Raw genomic sequence first — 17772 nt, forward strand, 5'->3', positions numbered from 1 at the left:
ATCCTGGTGAAATAAACCTAGTCGGGAATTTCCAGGATGGCGACTTTTTAACCACTTTTCCGTTAAAATCCCCTACACTCCCTAACGGGAAATCCGTATAATACGCGGTCCTTTTTAGTGGACGTCCCATACGGACTCTGAGCTCTCCCCACATTAAGTTCGGGAGAAATCACGGTTCCGGTAAAGCCTCTTAAGCTATGGGATGTCGTAGTAATTGTCTGATTTCTGGTGAACTTGAATGGCTCAAAAACTGTTTATCAAAACCTACGGCTGTCAAATGAACGAGTATGACTCGTCTCGCATGGCGGATTTGCTGGGTGAAAGCCACCAGGTCACCATCACCGATAATCCGGATGAAGCCGATATCCTGCTGCTGAACACCTGCTCCATTCGGGAAAAAGCGCAGGAAAAAGTGTTCCACCAGTTGGGGCGCTGGAAAGAGCTGAAAAAGAAGAACCCCAATCTGATGATTGGGGTGGGTGGATGTGTTGCCAGTCAGGAAGGGGACGCCATCAGGGACAGAGCTCCTTATGTGGATATGGTCTTCGGGCCACAGACCCTGCACCGACTGCCGGATATGGTGAATACCGTACATGGCAATAAAATCCCGGTCGTCGACATCACTTTCCCTGAAATTGAGAAATTTGACCGACTGCCGATGCCCAAGGCTGAAGGCGCCACCGCCTTCGTATCCATCATGGAAGGCTGCAGCAAATACTGTACTTTCTGTGTCGTACCCTATACCCGCGGTGAAGAAGTCAGCCGCCCGGTCGATGATGTTCTGGCAGAAATCGTTCATCTCGCTGGTCAGGGAGTCCGGGAAGTCAACCTCCTGGGACAGAACGTCAATGCCTACCAGGGTCTGACTCATGAAGGCGACATTATTGATCTTGCGGAACTGATTACCTATGTGGCAGCGATCGACGGTATTGATCGTATTCGTTACACCACGTCTCATCCGGTAGAGTTTTCCGATTCCCTGATCGACGTGTATGCCGATGTCCCAGAACTGGTAAGCCACTTGCATCTACCGGTACAAAGTGGCTCAGACCGCATTCTTGCCGCGATGAAGCGTGGGCACACAATAGAAGAGTATGCAGAGAAACTGGAACGTCTGCGCGAGATCCGACCAGAAATCAGTCTGTCTTCGGACTTTATTATCGGCTTCCCAGGTGAAACCGATCAGGATTTCGAAGATACCATGAACCTGATTAATCGAGTTGGCTTTGATCACTCATTCAGCTTCATTTACAGTGCGCGTCCGGGCACTCCGGCCTCAGACCTGACCGATGACGTCAGTGAAGAAACCAAGAAAGAGCGTCTATCTATTCTTCAACAGCGCATACTGCAACAGGCCCAAAGCATCAGCCGCCGCATGGTCGGAAATACAGAACGCATTCTGGTAACCGGTGTATCCAAGAAAGATCCCGGCGAATTACAGGGTCGCACGGAGAACAATCGTGTGGTTAACTTCAAGAGCGACAGTCAGGATATTATCGGTCGCTTTATCGACATCAAAATCACCGAAGCGTACCCCAACTCCCTGCGAGGTGAACGGGTAGACAGCCTGGATTACTAAGCGATCCTTTAAAATACACTCAAGGCTAACATAATAGGCCCAAATTGACGGACCCACATATTACTTTCAATCTCGAGCCTGCCGATCCGGTCAGGCTCCTTTCTCTCTGCGGACAGTTTGACGAAAACCTCAAACTCATTGAACGCCGACTGCATGTACGTATCGCCTACCGTGGACATCGCGTCACCATCCACGGTGAAACCAAGCAAACGCATGCTGCGCTTGAGATCATCAAGCATCTGTATCGTGAAACCGAAGCCAATTCCTCCATTGAGCCGGAAACGGTTCATCTGTTCATCCGGGAATCCGGCGCAGAGGATGACGACAGCCCCATACAGGGCTCCAGTGCCGTTATCAGAACCCCTAAGCTGCACGTTAAACCCAGAGGCGGCAATCAGACCCATTACGTCAAAGCGATTCTCAGCCACGACATCAATTTTGGTGTCGGTCCTGCGGGAACAGGCAAGACTTATCTGGCGGTTGCCTGCGCAGCCCAGGCACTGGCTGATGATCAGGTCAAGCGAATTCTTCTGGTGAGACCTGCAGTAGAAGCCGGAGAAAAGCTCGGTTTTCTGCCTGGAGATCTGGCGCAGAAAGTCGACCCATATCTGAGACCGCTATACGACGCGCTATATGAAATGTTCGGATTCGAACAGGTCAACCGCCTTTTGGAAAAAGGCCTGATTGAGATCGCCCCTCTGGCTTTTATGCGCGGAAGAACGCTGAATAACGCCTTCATCATCCTGGATGAGAGCCAGAACACCACTCCTGAACAGATGAAAATGTTTCTGACCCGTATAGGATTCGGCTCAACTGCCGTGATTACAGGTGACGTCACCCAGGTGGACCTTCCCAAAGGAATGCCGTCTGGACTGATTCAGGCATTGAAGGTGCTGGAGAACGTCCCCGGAATCAGCAGCACACTGTTCAAAAGCAAAGACGTGGTTCGTCACCCACTGGTCCAACGCATTGTTGATGCCTACGATGTATACACCGACAGCAAGGACTGAGGTCAAAAATATATGACGCTCGATGTCGATCTACAGATCGCCACTGAAAACCAACAACTCCCTGAACAGGATGACATTCTGCAGTGGGCCGCTATTGCCTTGCAGACTGAAGATGAACAGGAAGTTACTGTCAGAATTGTCGACGAGGAAGAAAGCCGGCAGCTCAACCATCAATATCGCGGAAAAGACAAACCCACCAATGTGTTGTCATTTCCGTTTGAGGCACCACCTGGCGTGACCTTACCATTACTTGGAGATCTGGTTATTTGCGCTCAGGTGGTTGAAAAAGAGGCTCAGGAACAGCATAAAGCACTACGGGCTCACTGGGCCCACATGGTCATCCACGGCATGCTGCATTTGCAGGGATATGATCATATACTTGATCAGGATGCGGAGGTTATGGAAAATCTCGAAACAAGCCTGATGCAGAAATTGGGCTTTAACGACCCTTATGCCGCAGATGAATTATAAATCCAAAGGCATAGCCTGCAGGGAACAACAGACAAGGTTACAAAGACATCGATGAGTGACGACCATTCGAGTAGCAACTCTTCACGATCCTGGTTGGATCGGCTATCTCAAGCATTTTCCGGTGACCCAAAAAACAAGGAAGACTTAATGCAAATCATGCGGGAAGCGGAAACCCGCAAGGTCATAGACTCCGACGCACTAAGCCTGATAGAGGGGGCCATGCAGGTCACCGACATGCAGGTACGTGAAATCATGATTCCCCGGGCACAAATGAGCGTGGTGAAAGCCAACCAGAGCCCGCAGGAATACACTAGCGAGATTATCGAGTCCGCTCACTCCCGCTACCCGGTTATCGGCGAATCACGGGACGAAGTGATCGGCATCCTGCTCGCCAAGGACTTGTTGGTCCTGTCTCTCAACAGCGAGCTGAACAAAAGCAAAGTGCAGGATATTCTGCGGCCCGCCTGGTTTATTCCCGAAAGTAAACGGCTGAATCAGCTGTTAAAGGAATTCAAGGAAAACCGCAATCATATGGCCATCGTGGTTGATGAGTACGGTGGCGTTGCCGGGCTGGTAACCATTGAGGATGTCCTGGAGCAGATCGTCGGAGAAATCGAAGACGAACACGATTTTGACGAAGAAGGCCAGATCAAATGTACTGGAGATAACCAGTACATCGTCAAAGCACTGACCACCATCGAGGAGTTCAACGAATACTTCTCCACCGCATTGAACGAGGAAGAGTTCGACACTATCGGCGGTTTGGTTCTGAAACAGTTCGGCCGTCTCCCCAAGCGTGGTGAATCAGTCACGTTTAACGGTTTGCAGGTCACTATTCTCAACGCAGATAACCGCCAGATCCGCCTGATGCAGATTCAACGGGCCGCATGAAAAAAAGCCTGACAACCAATTGGATACTTCCCGCACTGTCAGGGGCGATTCTGCCCTTTTGTTTTGCGCCCTATGATCTTTGGCCATTGGCCTTTCCCGCTATCTGGCTATTGCTACAGATATTTGCCTACGACAATGTCAGGCAGTCTCTGCTGCAGGGATGGAGTTTTGGTCTCGGCTTCTTCGGTGTAGGCGTCTCCTGGGTTTATGTCAGTATTCATGACCATGGCGGCGCATCAGCTCCGCTGGCAGTCGCCCTGACGGCACTCTTTGTTGCCGCCATTGCCTTGTTTCCGGCACTACAGTTCGCACTTACTGCCCGTTTGATTTCCTCAAGCAAGGGGGCACAGAGCCAAATTGGTCGACTTCTCATATTGATCTCTGTCTGGGTGCTCTTCGAATGGGTTCGTAGCTGGCTGCTGACGGGCTTCCCCTGGCTATACCTGGGAACAGCCTTCATAGACACCCCTCTGGCAGGCTGGGCACCTGTGGTCGGCGTTTATGGCGTCTCGCTGATAGCACTACTCACTGCGGCGGCGACCTACGCATGTTGGCAGCATCGAAACAGGGCCTTGCAGACTGCAGCAATATTATCTCTGGTCGCCCTATGGGCCGGCGGCGCTTCCCTAAATACGGAACAATGGACCCAACCGCTGGACGACACCTTTACTGTCAGCATGGTGCAAGCCAACATACCACAGGAAGAGAAATGGCTTCCCGCCAATCGCAACCGCATAACTCAGGAATACCTCCAGATGACGGAGGGGCTGTGGGATAGTGATCTCATTCTATGGCCAGAAACCGCACTTCCCTTCTTTCAGCATCAGGCAGCCAATCTAATCGACCAATTAGATCAAAGAGCCAAAAACAGCGACACCACGCTGGCGATGGGCATTCTCAGTGCAGAATTCGATAACGCCGGAGAAGCAACCGTATACAATAGTTTCGCCATAATTGGTGATGGCGAAGGCCTCTACAATAAGCAGAAACTGGTGCCTTTTGGCGAATACGTTCCCCTGGAAAGCCAACTGAGAGGCTTGATCCAATTCTTCAATCTCCCCATGTCAGACATGGCCAAGGGAGCAAAGAACCAGAACAGCCTGAGATTCGGTCAACACCGCTTGATGCCACTTATCTGCTATGAGGTCGTTTATCCTGATTTCGTGGCCAGTTACGCCAGACAGGCCGAACTGCTGGTAACCGTGAGCAATGACAGCTGGTTTGGCGCATCTATTGGTCCCCACCAACACCTTCAGATCGCACAAATGCGGGCACTGGAGACGCGGAAGTATATGCTGCGCAGCACCAATAACGGCATCACGGCGATCATTGATCCATTCGGCAACATCACCAGCCGAGCGCCACAGTTCGAGAAAACCATACTTACCGGGCAGGCGGCGCTGCGCAAAGGAGAAACCCCATTCGTCATCACTGGTTCCTGGCCGACACTGACCTTGTGTGTCTTACTTGTGGCTGGTGCGTGCCTGTCAGCTCGGCGAGCTTCCGCTGCAGCGCCTGGCGCCGAACTTTCTGAAAGCTAGAAGTCTGGCAGGCAGTTAGTCTTCCGGCGACTTATCATTGCTTTCAATTTCAGACTGTGGCGGCCAACGGGAAGTTACTCTGTGGAAATAGATGCCGTCGCAGCGGTGACAAGGTTCGATATGTGTGGTTTCCACAAGACATACCATTTTGTCGCACTGAATACACTGAAGCATGCCAGGAATGGCAATCTCGCCAGCCATATAGGTACCAGGATCATGATTCAAACGATGATCAAGGTTTGCCTGTTCAACCCGGGTCTTATCCGCAATCGATAGCAGAGTCCTGCGCAGCTTCTGCTCCAGCAGGTCCATATCCATACGCAGCCATTCCTTGAGCCCGCTGCCGGTCTCAGCCACAAACCTGGACAATCCTTCAAGGTCTCTCTTGATATAAGCCTTGATCAAATCCCACTCTTCACGGGTCAGCCTGGCAACTCCCTGCTCGAACTCCACTGCATTCTCAATCTCGTCCTTGAGACCTTCCCATGTGCTCACTTCGGCATCTGCCAGCGACTTTTCCAATCGATCCAGCACCTTTCCATGCGCTTCGACAGCATTTTTGGAAAGCTTGGTCTTTTCGCTCATGATTTCCTCCTGTAGAGCACTTTACCGCTCGTTACCATTCTTATTTTAGGCTTTATTACCGGTACTTGCAGTCCGGATATTTTCTCAATTGCCGAATTTTCCGGTGATAGCAACCTTACATATGCCTCGGGGCCTATCTGTCACCCCTCTCATAGGTTAGAATAACCGGCTTTCGTTTTTACAGTCAGGGTCATGATGCCCATGTTTCTGCGTCACGACCTTGATCCAGGGCAATGCCCCGAGTTGCAATTACACTTATCCGGCAGCGGTCAAACACCAGACCATCACGTGGCTGAGACACCTGTTCGGGGTAAATAACATTCATTGATAGTTGACCGAAGATCCTTAAAGCGATGGAAGAACTGTACCACCCAAAAAAAGTCGAGACAGAAGCCCAGAGTTATTGGGATGAAAATCAGTCATTCAAAGTGACTGAAGACCCAAGCAAAGAGAAATACTACTGTCTATCCATGTTTCCTTACCCCAGCGGTAAGCTGCATATGGGTCACGTGCGTAATTACACCATCGGTGACGTGATTTCCCGCTACCAGCGCATGCAGGGCAAAAATGTGCTGCAGCCAATGGGATGGGATGCGTTCGGTCTACCGGCTGAAAATGCCGCTATCAAGAATAACGTCCCGCCTGCCAAGTGGACCTACGAAAACATTGATTACATGAAAAACCAGTTGAAGCTGCTTGGTTTCGGCTACGACTGGGACCGGGAAGTGGCCACCTGCAAACCTGACTACTACAAATGGGAACAGTGGTTCTTCACCCGCCTTTACGAAAAAGGCCTGGTCTACAAGAAAATGTCCACGGTGAACTGGGATCCTGTGGATGAAACCGTTCTGGCCAACGAACAGGTAATCGATGGCAAAGGCTGGCGTTCCGGTGCGCCAGTGGAGAGACGGGATATTCCTCAGTGGTTTATCAAAATCACTGATTACGCAGAGCAGTTGCTCAACGATCTTGATGATCTCGAAGGCTGGCCTGAACAAGTCAAGACCATGCAACGGAACTGGATCGGACGTTCCGAAGGTGTGGAGCTGACCTTCGGTGTCAAGGACTCCGAAAGTGAATTGGGAGTATACACCACCCGTCCGGACACATTGATGGGCGTCACTTATGTTGCTCTGGCGCCTCAGCATCCCTTAGCCGCTTTGGCAGCCAAAGAGTCCTCCTCCCTGGCCGAATTCATCGACACCTGCAAAAACACCAAAGTGGCGGAAGCCGAGATTGCCACCATGGAAAAGCGTGGCATGGATACCGGTCTGGTAGCGATACACCCGATCACCCAGGAAGAAATTCCTATTTGGGTGGCCAACTTTGTTCTTATGGATTATGGCTCCGGAGCCGTAATGTCTGTTCCAGGACATGATGAGCGGGATCACGAGTTTGCCCTCAAGTTTGGCCTCCCCATCAAACAGGTAATTGCTCCCAAGGGCAATGAAGAGATTGATATTCAGGAAGAGGCTTACACAGTAAAAGGCTTACTGGTTAACTCTGGGGAGTTTACCGGCATGACCTCTGAAGAAGCCTTTGATGCGATTGCAGAGAAGCTGAACTCCCTCGGCAAAGGCCACAAAACCATTAACTATCGTTTACGCGACTGGGGAGTATCCCGCCAGCGCTATTGGGGTGCGCCTATTCCGATGCTGACCCTGGCCGATGGCAGTGAACAGCCGGTTGCCCTGGAAAATCTTCCGGTTGAACTGCCTGAAGAAGTGGAAATGGATGGCGTTAAATCTCCCATCAAAGCGGATCCTGAATGGGCCAAGCGCACAATTAACGGCCTGCCCGCCACTCAGGAAACAGACACCTTTGATACCTTCATGGAATCTTCCTGGTACTACGCACGATTCTGCTGCCCCAACCTGGATGAGGCGATGCTGGATCCTGCTGCTGCCAACTACTGGCTGCCGGTAGACCAGTATGTCGGTGGCATCGAACACGCTATTCTGCACCTGCTCTACTCTCGCTTTTTCCATAAACTATTGCGTGACGAAGGCATGGTGGAGTCCAGTGAACCATTCAAGAACCTGCTGTGTCAGGGGATGGTCATTGCAGAAACATTCTACCGGGAAGAAGAAGGGGGCAAGAAATCCTACTTTAACCCGAAAGATGTCCGGGTCCAGCTTGACGATAAAGGGAAAGCTATCGGTGCAACCCTGCTTTCCGATGGTCAACCAGTGATCATCGGCGGCAAGGAAAAAATGTCCAAGTCCAAGAACAATGGTGTTGATCCCCAGGACCTGATTGACCAGTATGGTGCCGACACGGTACGTCTGTTCACCATGTTTGCTGCGCCTCCTGAACAATCACTGGAGTGGTCAGATTCCGGCGTGGAAGGTGCACACCGCTTCCTGCGCCGCCTTTGGAAACAGGTACATGCCCACATCAGTGGTGGCGAATGCCCGGCACTGGATGTCTCTGCATTATCTGAATCCCAAAAAACACTACGCCGCAAAACCCATGAGACCATTAATAAAGTCAGTGACGACGTGAGTCGACGCATGACGTTCAACACAGCGATTGCGGCCGTCATGGAACTGCTGAACGACGTCAGTCGTTTTGATGATGACTCTGATCAGGGGCGCGCCGTGGTTCGCGAAGCTCTTGAATCTGCAGTACTGATGCTGGCGCCAATTGTCCCGCACGCAGCTCACGCTCTGTGGAATGCTTTGGGACACAATGAACCGGTTCTGGACGCAGGCTGGCCGGATATCGATAAAGATGCCCTGGTCAAAGACAGCATCGAAATGGTCGTCCAGGTCAACGGTAAGCTGCGCGCGCGCCTCAGTGGCAGTGCCGATACCAGCAAGGATGAGTGGGAAAAAATGGCGTTGGCAGATGCGAATGTGCAAAAGTTCACTGAAGGAAAGAACATTGCCAAGGTTATCGTTGTCCCAGGCAAGCTGGTTAACGTGGTGGCTAAATAAGCCACGGCGAACAGCCTTATTTGTACAGGAGTATGCTGGTTAGGATGCGCATGAACAAACAAGTTAGAGTCGTCTGTGCGGGTGTTCTCGTATCTGCCAGCCTTACTGCCGGTTGCGGATTTCACCTGCGCGGACAAGTGGTGTTGCCTGAGAATCTCAAACAGATGGCTCTCAGTTGCCCCCGGGAAAACAGCCGGAATCTCTGCCTGAACATCGAGGAAAGTCTGCAGCAGGCAGGGATTCAGATCATCAAGACTGATGACGCAGTTTCTGTTGCCCGACTGAGTATCCAGGATGTGAAGGATCAACGCCGGGCAGTCAGTATTGCCAGTGACGCAGGCGTTGCTGAATATGAGCTCAGCCGCAGCGTCAGGTTTACATTTACCGACGCTCAGGGCAACCCTGTCATCAGTGATGGCAGAACAACTCAGTTTCAATCCTATCGCTTCGATGAAACCAGTGTTCTGGGTAAGGACAAGGAAGAAGAGCAGATCAAGGAGGAGCTGAACCAGCTACTGTCTCAGGATATTCTGAATCGTGTTGCGACCAGCGCCTCAAAGCTTTGATAACCTGACCGGAGCATGATGATTCAGATGCAGTACTCAGCCGTTGACCAGCCAACAGTGCCGCGATGAGAATTCGACCTGATCAATTAGCACAATCGCTGAAGAAAAATCCTCCGGCAATCTTCGTCGTCAGTGGTGACGAACCACTGCTGCATCAGGAAGCCACCGACCAGATTAGAAAGCACTGCAAAAAACAGGAGTTTCTGGAGCGACTGGCATTCCATGCCCCCAAAAATTTCGACTGGAGCCAGTTGGAAGAGCATACCCAGTCATTCTCCCTGTTCGGAGAGAAGAAACTGATAGAGCTTCACTTGGAATCACTCCCCAATGAAGCCGGAAAAAAAGTTCTGCAAGCCTGGGCAAATCAGCCTCCCGAAGATGCCTGCCTGCTGATTCTCAGTGGTAAAATTGAGAGCTCCACTCTGAATACCAAGTGGTTCAAGGCGATTGAAAGTCACTGCCTTCACGTTCAGATCTGGCCGATCAATAACGACCAGCTTCCCCAGTGGGTTTCCCAGCGTATGCAAAGGGTAGGCTTTCATCCGACAGCCGCTGCGGTCAAGGCTCTGTGTGATCATGTGGAAGGCAACCTCCTTGCTGCTCAACAGGAAATCGAAAAACTTCGACTGTTGAACACTCAGGAACAAGTGGACGTTGAAGATGTCCTCAAGGGCATAGCCAACAGCAATAAATACACCGTATTTAATCTGGTCGACGCCTGCCTGGAACGCGACGCCAAACATGCCGTCAAGATACTGCAGACCCTGCAGTCAGAATCTTTCGAACCCAGCATTGTGTTGTGGTCTCTTTCCAGAGAAACCCGGGTTCTGGCCAAGCTTTTCAGGGCTCGTCAGGCTGGCCGGAATATCGACCAGGTATTGCAACAGGAGCGGGTCTTCAAAAATAAATGGGGGGTGTATAAGAAATACCTGGGCAAAGCTTCACCCGCACATCTTCCAAAACTACACAACTATTGCCAACTGACAGACAAAGCCATCAAGGGTGTGGAATCACAGTCTCCCTGGCCTCTACTGATGGAAGCCACCCTGCTGCTGGCTGGTGTCGCGTCAGTCAAGGTGTAGCCCTTCCCGACGGTTTTATGGCACCTGCTTGCGCATCCTGAGGGCAGGAATAACAGCCAAAAGTGACAACACCCCCATCATTCCAAAGGCCTCAAAGTAGCTGAGATTGCCAATAGACGCAGGCTCCGCGGCCATATCCCCTCCCCCCAATTCAAGAACGATCGCAATCAGATTCGTCCCGATTGCCGCTCCGAACTGACGACTAAAGTTAATGATGCCAGAGGCCTGGCTCAAGTGAAGATCATCCACCTCCACTAATGCACCGGTGCTTAACGCAGGCATCATCAATGCCAGTCCGACCCGCCCCAGAACGACCAACACGGTCAGGTAGGCGAGACTGGAGGACTGACTGGTGCCCAGCCACATTAATGTGGCAATGCCAAACACCGCCAACCCGGAAGCAATCAACCACCGGGGCGAATACTTGTCGGCCGCATTGCCGGCAATGGGAAACAATAGTCCGAGCACAATGCCGGCAGGAAACATCATGATGCCTGCGTCGGTGGCAGAATAGTGATAGGCAGTCTGTACAAATAATGGAATCAGGTAGGTCGATCCGTAAAGCGCCAACCCCAGCGCCAGCGCCAGCGCCACAATAGAGGCGTTTCGAAAGCTGGCAATTCGCAGCAGGGATATCTGCAACAAAGGCGATTCACTTCGATGCTGTTGTTTTACGAACCCCAGCAAGGACGACAAGGCCACTGCAGCTTCCACCATCACTATTCCAGTCTCATTACCGCCATGTTGCAAGCGGGTTAACGCGTCTAGTCCTGTTCCAATACCGGCCGCCAGCAGGACAAACCCCAACCAGTCGAAACGCACCGACTCCAATGAACGATCCCGGCGGGGCATATAAATCATCGCCAACACGAACCCAATTAATGAGATGGGCATTGGAGCGACAAAGACATAGCGCCAGTTCAGTTGGTCTACAATGATGCCTCCCAATACAGGGCCCAGTGCCGGAGCGAGTATCACTCCGATACCATAGATTCCCATTGCCCTTCCCCTCTGCTCTCGGGGAAACACGCGAAACAACACCAACATGGCCAATGGCTGCAACAGTCCGGCCGCAGCCCCCTGCAGTACACGGGAAAGTATCAATATCTCCGCCGACTGACTCAAAGCTCCCAGCATTGAAGCACTACAGAACAGCAACATACCGAATCCAATGGCGGATTTCAGACCGACCCGGTGCATAAGCCATGATGCGGTTAACATGGCAGTGGTCATCGCCGCCAGGAAACCCGTCGACAACCAATGCGCAACACCTTGCGGAAGCGCAAAGTAATTCATGATTTCGGGCAAAGCGACATTGATGATCGTGGATGTCAGAATGGTCGATATTGTGCCCATCAGCACGGTTAACATTGCCAACCATCGATAGGCCGGGCCATGCCGTTCAAATAATGCCGCCAGAACAGCGTCTGTCACTCATTTCCTCCTTCCAGTTTATTGCTCCTGCCATGTTCAGCTTCCATTCCGGGAAACGGCTTATCAACCAATCTTGGATCAAGAGAAGCAGCATTGGACCTGATCCGACAGAAAACCCGCGCGCACGCCTCCAGGTCATCATCGCTGATACCTTCTAACAATGTATGTCTAAGTCCCGCTGCACGCAGATTCAGGGTTGCCAGATACTGTTCTCCCTCATTCGTCAGATAGATACGTTTGGCACGCCCATCCTCTTCACATGGTACTCGGACAATCAGACGGTCTTTTTCCAGACCTGCCATAAACCTCACCAGAGTTGGAGACTCAATCGCCAAAGCGTTTGCCAGCTCTTTCTGAGTCAATCCACCACCGAGCTTCTGAAGATAAACCAACGTGACCCAACGGGACTGGGTCTGGCCAAGGTCACTCAACCGGTCGTCCAACATCCTGCGCCAGAGTCTGCTTAACCTCGAAATCTGAAACCCGAACTCTTCCCGAAAACTATTCATCAAGAAAAACACTCATCAAGAAAACCATCACATAACATTATAATTAGCATGCTACCTATATTTTCAAAGATATCTATCCGTGCGACTCCCTAGAGAGCCTCTGAAAAATGTTGGCGAAGCCGACAGGGCAAAAAAAAGTCAAAAAATAGGCAAAAAACGCTAAAGGAAAGATCGAAAAGGTGCTATTGAAAAAGGAAAATCGATTCGGACTGATTAAGTGCCTGAAAACACGGCAGGCTTAGCTGACATAGTCAGCAGTTTCAACGGCCACCCGGCGACAGTAGTCCGACAGATTCAACAAGATGAACAGGTCATCACGATACCGCGCAGTCCCCTTAATGACTTCACTGTGACTTCCTTGGGCATTCCATTCAATCTCCGCTTCACCCAATGGCACAATATCCCCAACAGAATCAACGGTCAGACCAATCTGCCCGACACCGGTTTCAAGAATGATAATTCGCCAATCATCCCTATCCTCATCATGGGCCTCACTGAGCAAAGTTCTTCCGGATAAAAGTGTTACCACGTCGCCCCGGACATAGAGAATGCCTTCGATCTCATCAGGAGATCCCGGCACCGGAACAGGCTCGGAGTATTGAATAATTTCTTTAATGGACAATATCGGGTGAACGTAGGTCTCCATCCCTACTTTGAAGCTAATCCATTGCTCATTGATGCCTTCTTCATTCATGAGAGAACTATTTATATACTCGACTTCAGCAGTTGGGAGTCAAAGCCTAACATACTTTGACATCTAAGTATAAAGCCCTCAGACACAGAGAAATGAGAGAAGATCAATAACAAGTACACCTTATATTATTGAATTTACAGCGCACATCAACAAACAGACATTTCAACAATTAATTAACACTCAAAGAACTTTTTCATCTAATCATCATGCCGATGGTCATAATCCACTGCGTTTCAGACTTCATGAATCAGCCAGCCATTTATACATAACCAATGCGTCGACATAGCCCTTCTCCGGGTGATGAAAAGCTCTGGGCAACCGCCCGACGGTATCGAAGCCCAGTTTCTCCCATAACCTGACGGCACCTTCATTAGTCGATGCAACGAAGTTAAACTGCATCGCCTGATAACCCATTCTTACTGCCTCCAACTGGGAATGCTCACACATCAGTGTCGCTATGCCCTTCCCCCTGGCAGCACTGGAGACCATATAACCACAGTTGCACACATGGCTACCCGGCCCATTCTGGTTGGTTTTGATGTAGTAGGTTCCCAGAATCTGTTGATGATCAGCCACCACATAGGTAGCACGGGGAGTCTGCATCCAAAGCTGAAAGGCCGCGTCTTTTGACGTATCGGTAGAAAAACCATAGGTGGTGCCATCAGACACAATTTCCCGGAATATTGGCCAGATATTGTCAAAGTCGCTTGCTGTCGCTTCCCTAACTTCCATATTGCTCTCCTCTTTCAGGCATGAGTGCTAAGCGCCTGCGGCTGAAATGACGATCAAATAAATTACCCAAATTATTTTGCAGAGTTTTTTATCGCAAGATAACGTCAATTCTGCAAGTGTTTCTGAGCCTTAGAAATGTCCCCTTCCCGAAACTGCCAAACCAGAAAGAGAGATTCACATTAGTTAACAATTACTGCTCATGGAATTCTTTACTCTTTGGGAATATGGACCAAACTTAGAAGTAGTCACCCAAAGTTCTGGAAAGATCATTCGGCCACCCAATGCCTGGATCTGGATAGCACAGGCAGTACCCGGAAGAAGCTTAGTAAGATGATCCGTTGGTTTCTTGAATGCTATAGCAGAGAAAAAGGTCAGATTGAACGCGTACCGCTTCGACAGTTTCCTGTGACCATCGGCCGCGGAGACGATGCGGACATCACGCTTAACTCGACCGATGTATCCAGGGCACATGCTGAATTGAGCCTTCAGAACAATCGCTTGTGGGTACGGGACCTGGACTCCACAAACGGGACCTTTGTCAATCACGAGCGTATCAGCGAGCCCACCCGTATACAAAACGATGACGTTCTCCACTTCGCCCACGTTGAAGCCCGAGTGATCGACGAAGATAACTTCACCGGAGATGTTTCCAACATCACAATGATGATGAATGGGGACCTGTCATCAAATATTCCACTAGGGTCACGACACCTCAAATGTCTACTGGAAAATGCCCAGGTCACGCCCCTGTATCAGCCAATTGTTAATCCGGACGGCAGTCATTTCGGATACGAACTTCTCGGCCGGGGAGCCCACCCTGAACTACTTCCCAATCCGGGGGCATTGTTTCATATTGCTGAGAGTATAGATAAGGCCGTAGAGCTTAGTGAACTGTTTCGCAATTCAGGCTTGGACGAGGCCTATACCCAGGAGCTGAACAAACCGCTTTTCGTCAACACACACCCCCACGAAATGCACGATCAGACAAGACTCCTGCAATGTCTGGCAGACAGTCGTGAAAAATACCCCAATCTGCATCTGGTGATAGAAATCCACGAGCAGGCCGTCACGGATATCAAAGTCATGCAGCATCTGGCCCAGGAAATCAAAGCCATGGGATGCGGCCTGGCCTACGATGACTTCGGTGCCGGACAAGCCCGATTACTGGAACTGACAGAAGCGCCGCCGGAAGTCGTTAAATTTGATATTGCCCTGATTCGCAACATACACCGCTCTACCGTTCAAAAGCAGGAGATGCTGGAAATGCTGGAAATGCTGGTGGCCATGGTCCAGAAAATGGGGATCAAGGCGCTGGCCGAAGGAGTAAGCTGCCCTGAGGAAGCGGAGGTTTGTCAGCGCATCGGATTTGACCTGATCCAGGGCTTTGCATTTGGATTTCCTTACCCTCTGCCTGAGTGGCGTTCACACTGGTAACACCACTCCCGACATCCATCAGAATACCTTAATGGGATTGGGCGGACACCTTGAAGCGCCCCACCAGCATTTCCAAATCCTGAGCCACCTGCCCCAGCCGGCTGCTGTTATCCGATCCTGAGAATGCCGTGTCTCTGGTATCTTTTGCGATGTCAGCAATACGAGTGAGCCGCTGACTGATGTCTTCTGCGACAACACCCTGCTCTCCCGCCGCATGGGAAATTTTCTGACTGAGATGGTTGATATCACTAATCCGATGGCGGAATTGGGATATGGCTGTCGCGGAAAGGGCAGAGACCTCATGGCTGCGCGTCACTGCAGACTGGTTATGCTCCATCGTTTCAGACAGTTCCTGATAGCTTGAAATCAAACGCTCGATAGTACTGCGGATCTCAGCAGTAGAGTCTGCCGTACGGCTGGCCAGTGTCCTGACTTCATCCGCAACCACCGCAAATCCCCGCCCCTGTTCTCCAGCTCTGGCAGCTTCGATGGCCGCATTCAGTGCCAGGAGATTGATCTGCCCGGTAATCCCTTCTATCACCGACGACACACTCTCCACTTCTTTCATTTCCCCGGTAAGGGTTTCCATCGACTTCACTGATTCATCGATGCTGCCTTTCAAAGCATCCAGCGACGTCAGATTAAGTTGTATTTCAGTAACCGTGTTTTCGATCTCCTCCACCGCCACAGTGGCAAGTTCCATGCCCTCATTCGCCGTTCCGGCCACCTCATGTGCCGTCGCTGTCATCTCATGCATGGAAGCAGAAATGGATTCGGTATCCTCACTTTGATCAATAGACTGATGTTTCAATGCATCTGACATGGTCAGGCTGTGTCGCGCAGATTCCTGCATCTGAAGAGCCTTTTCCTTGAGTTCTTCCATTATCGCGCCTAGAGACTGCCTCACCTGCTCTACAGCAAGCGTCAGTTCACCCATTTCGTCTTTGCCGTGATGATCGATTTCGAATGTCAGGTCCCCATCAGCCAACGCGTGTAAGGCCCGTTTTAACGTTTTCAGGGAAGGCCTGATACTGCTAATGATGACCAGCAATACGACAATTGCCACCACAATGGAGATTACCAGAGCTGCTCCGGCCGACCTCAGACTGTTCGTGAGATTCGATGTCACTCGGTTATTGGTGTTAACAGAATAGCGCTGGGCAAAGGTATTAAGCGCCTCCAGATCACTATCCACTCCCAATTGCAGCCCTCTGAGTCGGGCGAGGTTATCTTCATACCCCTGACGAGCCTCAATCAGGATTCGCCGTTCATCAATCAACCCAACCTGATCTCCGGCCCCCTTCGTTAATGAGGTCAGTAGCTGCGTCGTTTTCTGGGCAGCCTGCATGAAGTCCTGCGACTCAGGATAATGGGTTGCCAGATTAACGAAGCTGAAAAACTTATCCTGGTGGTTCATATTCCAGGTATCGAATGCCTGCTGGTTTTTCTCCAGCACACCGATTGAATCAGACAGACTGATATTCTTGATAATCATCAATCCCCGCAGAAAGGAGGCATAAAACTCGTTGGCGATCGCCAAAGCATAATCATCAGTCAGGCTCAGTAGCAAAGAATCAAACAAAGGGGTGATTTCTGCCTCCAGCTGATTGACCTGCACCACTTTCGCCTTGGAAGTCGCGATCACCTCCAGGCTCCGCTTATGTCGGTCCATGGTCGAGTTCATCAATCCATTGATCTGTTTCAGTAACGCTTCCAGGTCTTCCAGGTTTTGCCGTTCCGAGTATGCTTCCTGTATCTCCCCCAGGCTTCGGCCGATGGCATCCAATCGCGCTCGCATCTGCCTGCGATTGGCCTGAAGATCATCCTGCAGGCGGTTGGTGACCTCCACGCTGGAAGCCGCCAGATATTGCTGGAAAAGCTCTGTGGATTTGGTCAGATATAAATCCAGTTCACTGTTGGTGAGAACAATAGGTGTGGCACTTTCGGTGAGTGTATTAACGTTTTCGATCGTTATCCGGGCATATCCAATACTGATCAACGTGGATGTCGCGACCACGACTATCACAATAAAGAACCCCAGAGAAATTCGCAGGATGATGCTTGGCTTAGGCAGATGGAACGACTTCATAACTGCACTCTTTTATGTCTGGTTCAGGCAAAAAGGCTCCCCAAAAAAAGAAGCAATCTTTATTTTGTAGACTCATTTTCACGACCGACTAAAGTCGTAATTCCATTAAAACCAAGTGATCAAAATTCAGCCAGTACTTAAAGGGTGATTTGTCGATACTTTTTTGTTGAATGCCGGAAAGCCTGTAAAAAGATGTAACCGAAAGGCAGAGTTTGA

Annotated in this window: 15 protein-coding genes; 9 read left to right on the forward strand and 6 right to left on the reverse strand. The window is 50.7% G+C overall.

The window, feature by feature from the left end:
* Positions 1 to 238 precede the first annotated feature (238 nt).
* The 5 genes from miaB to lnt are packed head-to-tail and all read left to right on the forward strand — an operon-like array spanning position 239 to position 5492.
* Positions 239 to 1579: a tRNA (N6-isopentenyl adenosine(37)-C2)-methylthiotransferase MiaB gene (gene miaB / locus F566_RS0124560; protein WP_020409690.1), complete on the forward strand. Its 1341-nt coding sequence runs from the start codon at positions 239 to 241 to the stop codon at positions 1577 to 1579.
* Between the two features lie 44 nt (positions 1580 to 1623).
* A complete protein-coding gene (locus tag F566_RS0124565; RefSeq protein WP_020409691.1) occupies positions 1624 to 2589 on the forward strand; it encodes a PhoH family protein in 966 nt (321 codons plus the stop codon).
* Between the two features lie 12 nt (positions 2590 to 2601).
* A complete protein-coding gene (gene ybeY / locus F566_RS0124570) occupies positions 2602 to 3060 on the forward strand; it encodes an rRNA maturation RNase YbeY (RefSeq protein WP_020409692.1) in 459 nt (152 codons plus the stop codon).
* Between the two features lie 51 nt (positions 3061 to 3111).
* Complete coding sequence (locus tag F566_RS0124575) at positions 3112 to 3951, forward strand: CorC family transporter (protein ID WP_026180297.1); 840 nt, start codon at positions 3112 to 3114, stop codon at positions 3949 to 3951.
* Entirely contained in the window at positions 3948 to 5492 is a 1545-nt protein-coding gene (gene lnt / locus F566_RS33935) for an apolipoprotein N-acyltransferase (RefSeq protein WP_020409694.1), read from the forward strand. Before F566_RS0124575 ends, lnt begins: the two co-directional genes overlap by 4 nt.
* Before the next feature lie 15 nt (positions 5493 to 5507).
* Here lnt and F566_RS0124585 read toward each other — a convergent pair whose 3' ends face one another.
* A complete protein-coding gene (locus F566_RS0124585) occupies positions 5508 to 6077 on the reverse strand; it encodes a zinc ribbon-containing protein (RefSeq protein ID WP_020409695.1) in 570 nt (189 codons plus the stop codon).
* A gap of 353 nt (positions 6078 to 6430) precedes the next feature.
* Between F566_RS0124585 and leuS the strand changes: the two genes are divergently transcribed.
* The 3 genes from leuS (at position 6431) to holA (ending at position 10664) form a co-directional block, all read left to right on the forward strand.
* Positions 6431 to 9016 (forward strand): leucine--tRNA ligase, encoded by a 2586-nt coding sequence (leuS, locus tag F566_RS0124595; RefSeq protein WP_020409697.1) that lies wholly within the window; start codon positions 6431 to 6433, stop codon positions 9014 to 9016.
* Between the two features lie 50 nt (positions 9017 to 9066).
* Positions 9067 to 9582, forward strand: coding sequence for an LPS-assembly lipoprotein LptE (locus F566_RS0124600; protein ID WP_157497061.1), 516 nt, complete (start codon positions 9067 to 9069; stop codon positions 9580 to 9582).
* 65 nt (positions 9583 to 9647) lie between these two features.
* Positions 9648 to 10664, forward strand: a complete 1017-nt coding sequence (gene holA / locus F566_RS0124605; RefSeq protein WP_020409699.1) for a DNA polymerase III subunit delta — start codon at positions 9648 to 9650, stop codon at positions 10662 to 10664.
* Between the two features lie 15 nt (positions 10665 to 10679).
* Here holA and F566_RS0124610 read toward each other — a convergent pair whose 3' ends face one another.
* From F566_RS0124610 to F566_RS0124625, 4 genes are all read right to left on the reverse strand, one after another.
* Positions 10680 to 12098 (reverse strand): DHA2 family efflux MFS transporter permease subunit, encoded by a 1419-nt coding sequence (locus F566_RS0124610; RefSeq protein WP_020409700.1) that lies wholly within the window; start codon positions 12096 to 12098, stop codon positions 10680 to 10682.
* On the reverse strand, positions 12095 to 12607 hold the full coding sequence (locus F566_RS33940; RefSeq protein WP_157497066.1) for a MarR family transcriptional regulator: 513 nt from the start codon (positions 12605 to 12607) through the stop codon (positions 12095 to 12097). The genes F566_RS0124610 and F566_RS33940 overlap by 4 nt, the downstream gene beginning before the upstream one ends.
* Positions 12608 to 12845: 238 nt before the next feature.
* On the reverse strand, positions 12846 to 13301 hold the full coding sequence (locus tag F566_RS0124620) for a chemotaxis protein CheW (RefSeq protein ID WP_020409702.1): 456 nt from the start codon (positions 13299 to 13301) through the stop codon (positions 12846 to 12848).
* Positions 13302 to 13541: 240 nt separating this feature from the next.
* On the reverse strand, positions 13542 to 14033 hold the full coding sequence (locus tag F566_RS0124625) for a GNAT family N-acetyltransferase (RefSeq protein ID WP_020409703.1): 492 nt from the start codon (positions 14031 to 14033) through the stop codon (positions 13542 to 13544).
* A 216-nt stretch (positions 14034 to 14249) separates the two neighbouring features.
* On the opposite strand from F566_RS0124625, the gene F566_RS0124630 reads away from it, so the two are divergent.
* Complete coding sequence (locus tag F566_RS0124630) at positions 14250 to 15467, forward strand: EAL domain-containing protein (RefSeq protein ID WP_245555298.1); 1218 nt, start codon at positions 14250 to 14252, stop codon at positions 15465 to 15467.
* Between the two features lie 28 nt (positions 15468 to 15495).
* Here the strand turns inward: F566_RS0124630 and F566_RS0124635 are convergent, their stop codons facing one another.
* Positions 15496 to 17556 carry a methyl-accepting chemotaxis protein gene (locus tag F566_RS0124635; protein WP_020409705.1) on the reverse strand — a complete coding sequence of 687 codons (2061 nt, stop codon included), beginning with the start codon at positions 17554 to 17556 and terminating at the stop codon, positions 15496 to 15498.
* Between the last annotated feature and the right edge of the window lie 216 nt (positions 17557 to 17772).

The sequence above is a fragment of the Hahella ganghwensis DSM 17046 genome (assembly GCF_000376785.1).
GTDB classification, from domain to species: Bacteria; Pseudomonadota; Gammaproteobacteria; order Pseudomonadales; family Oleiphilaceae; genus Hahella; species Hahella ganghwensis.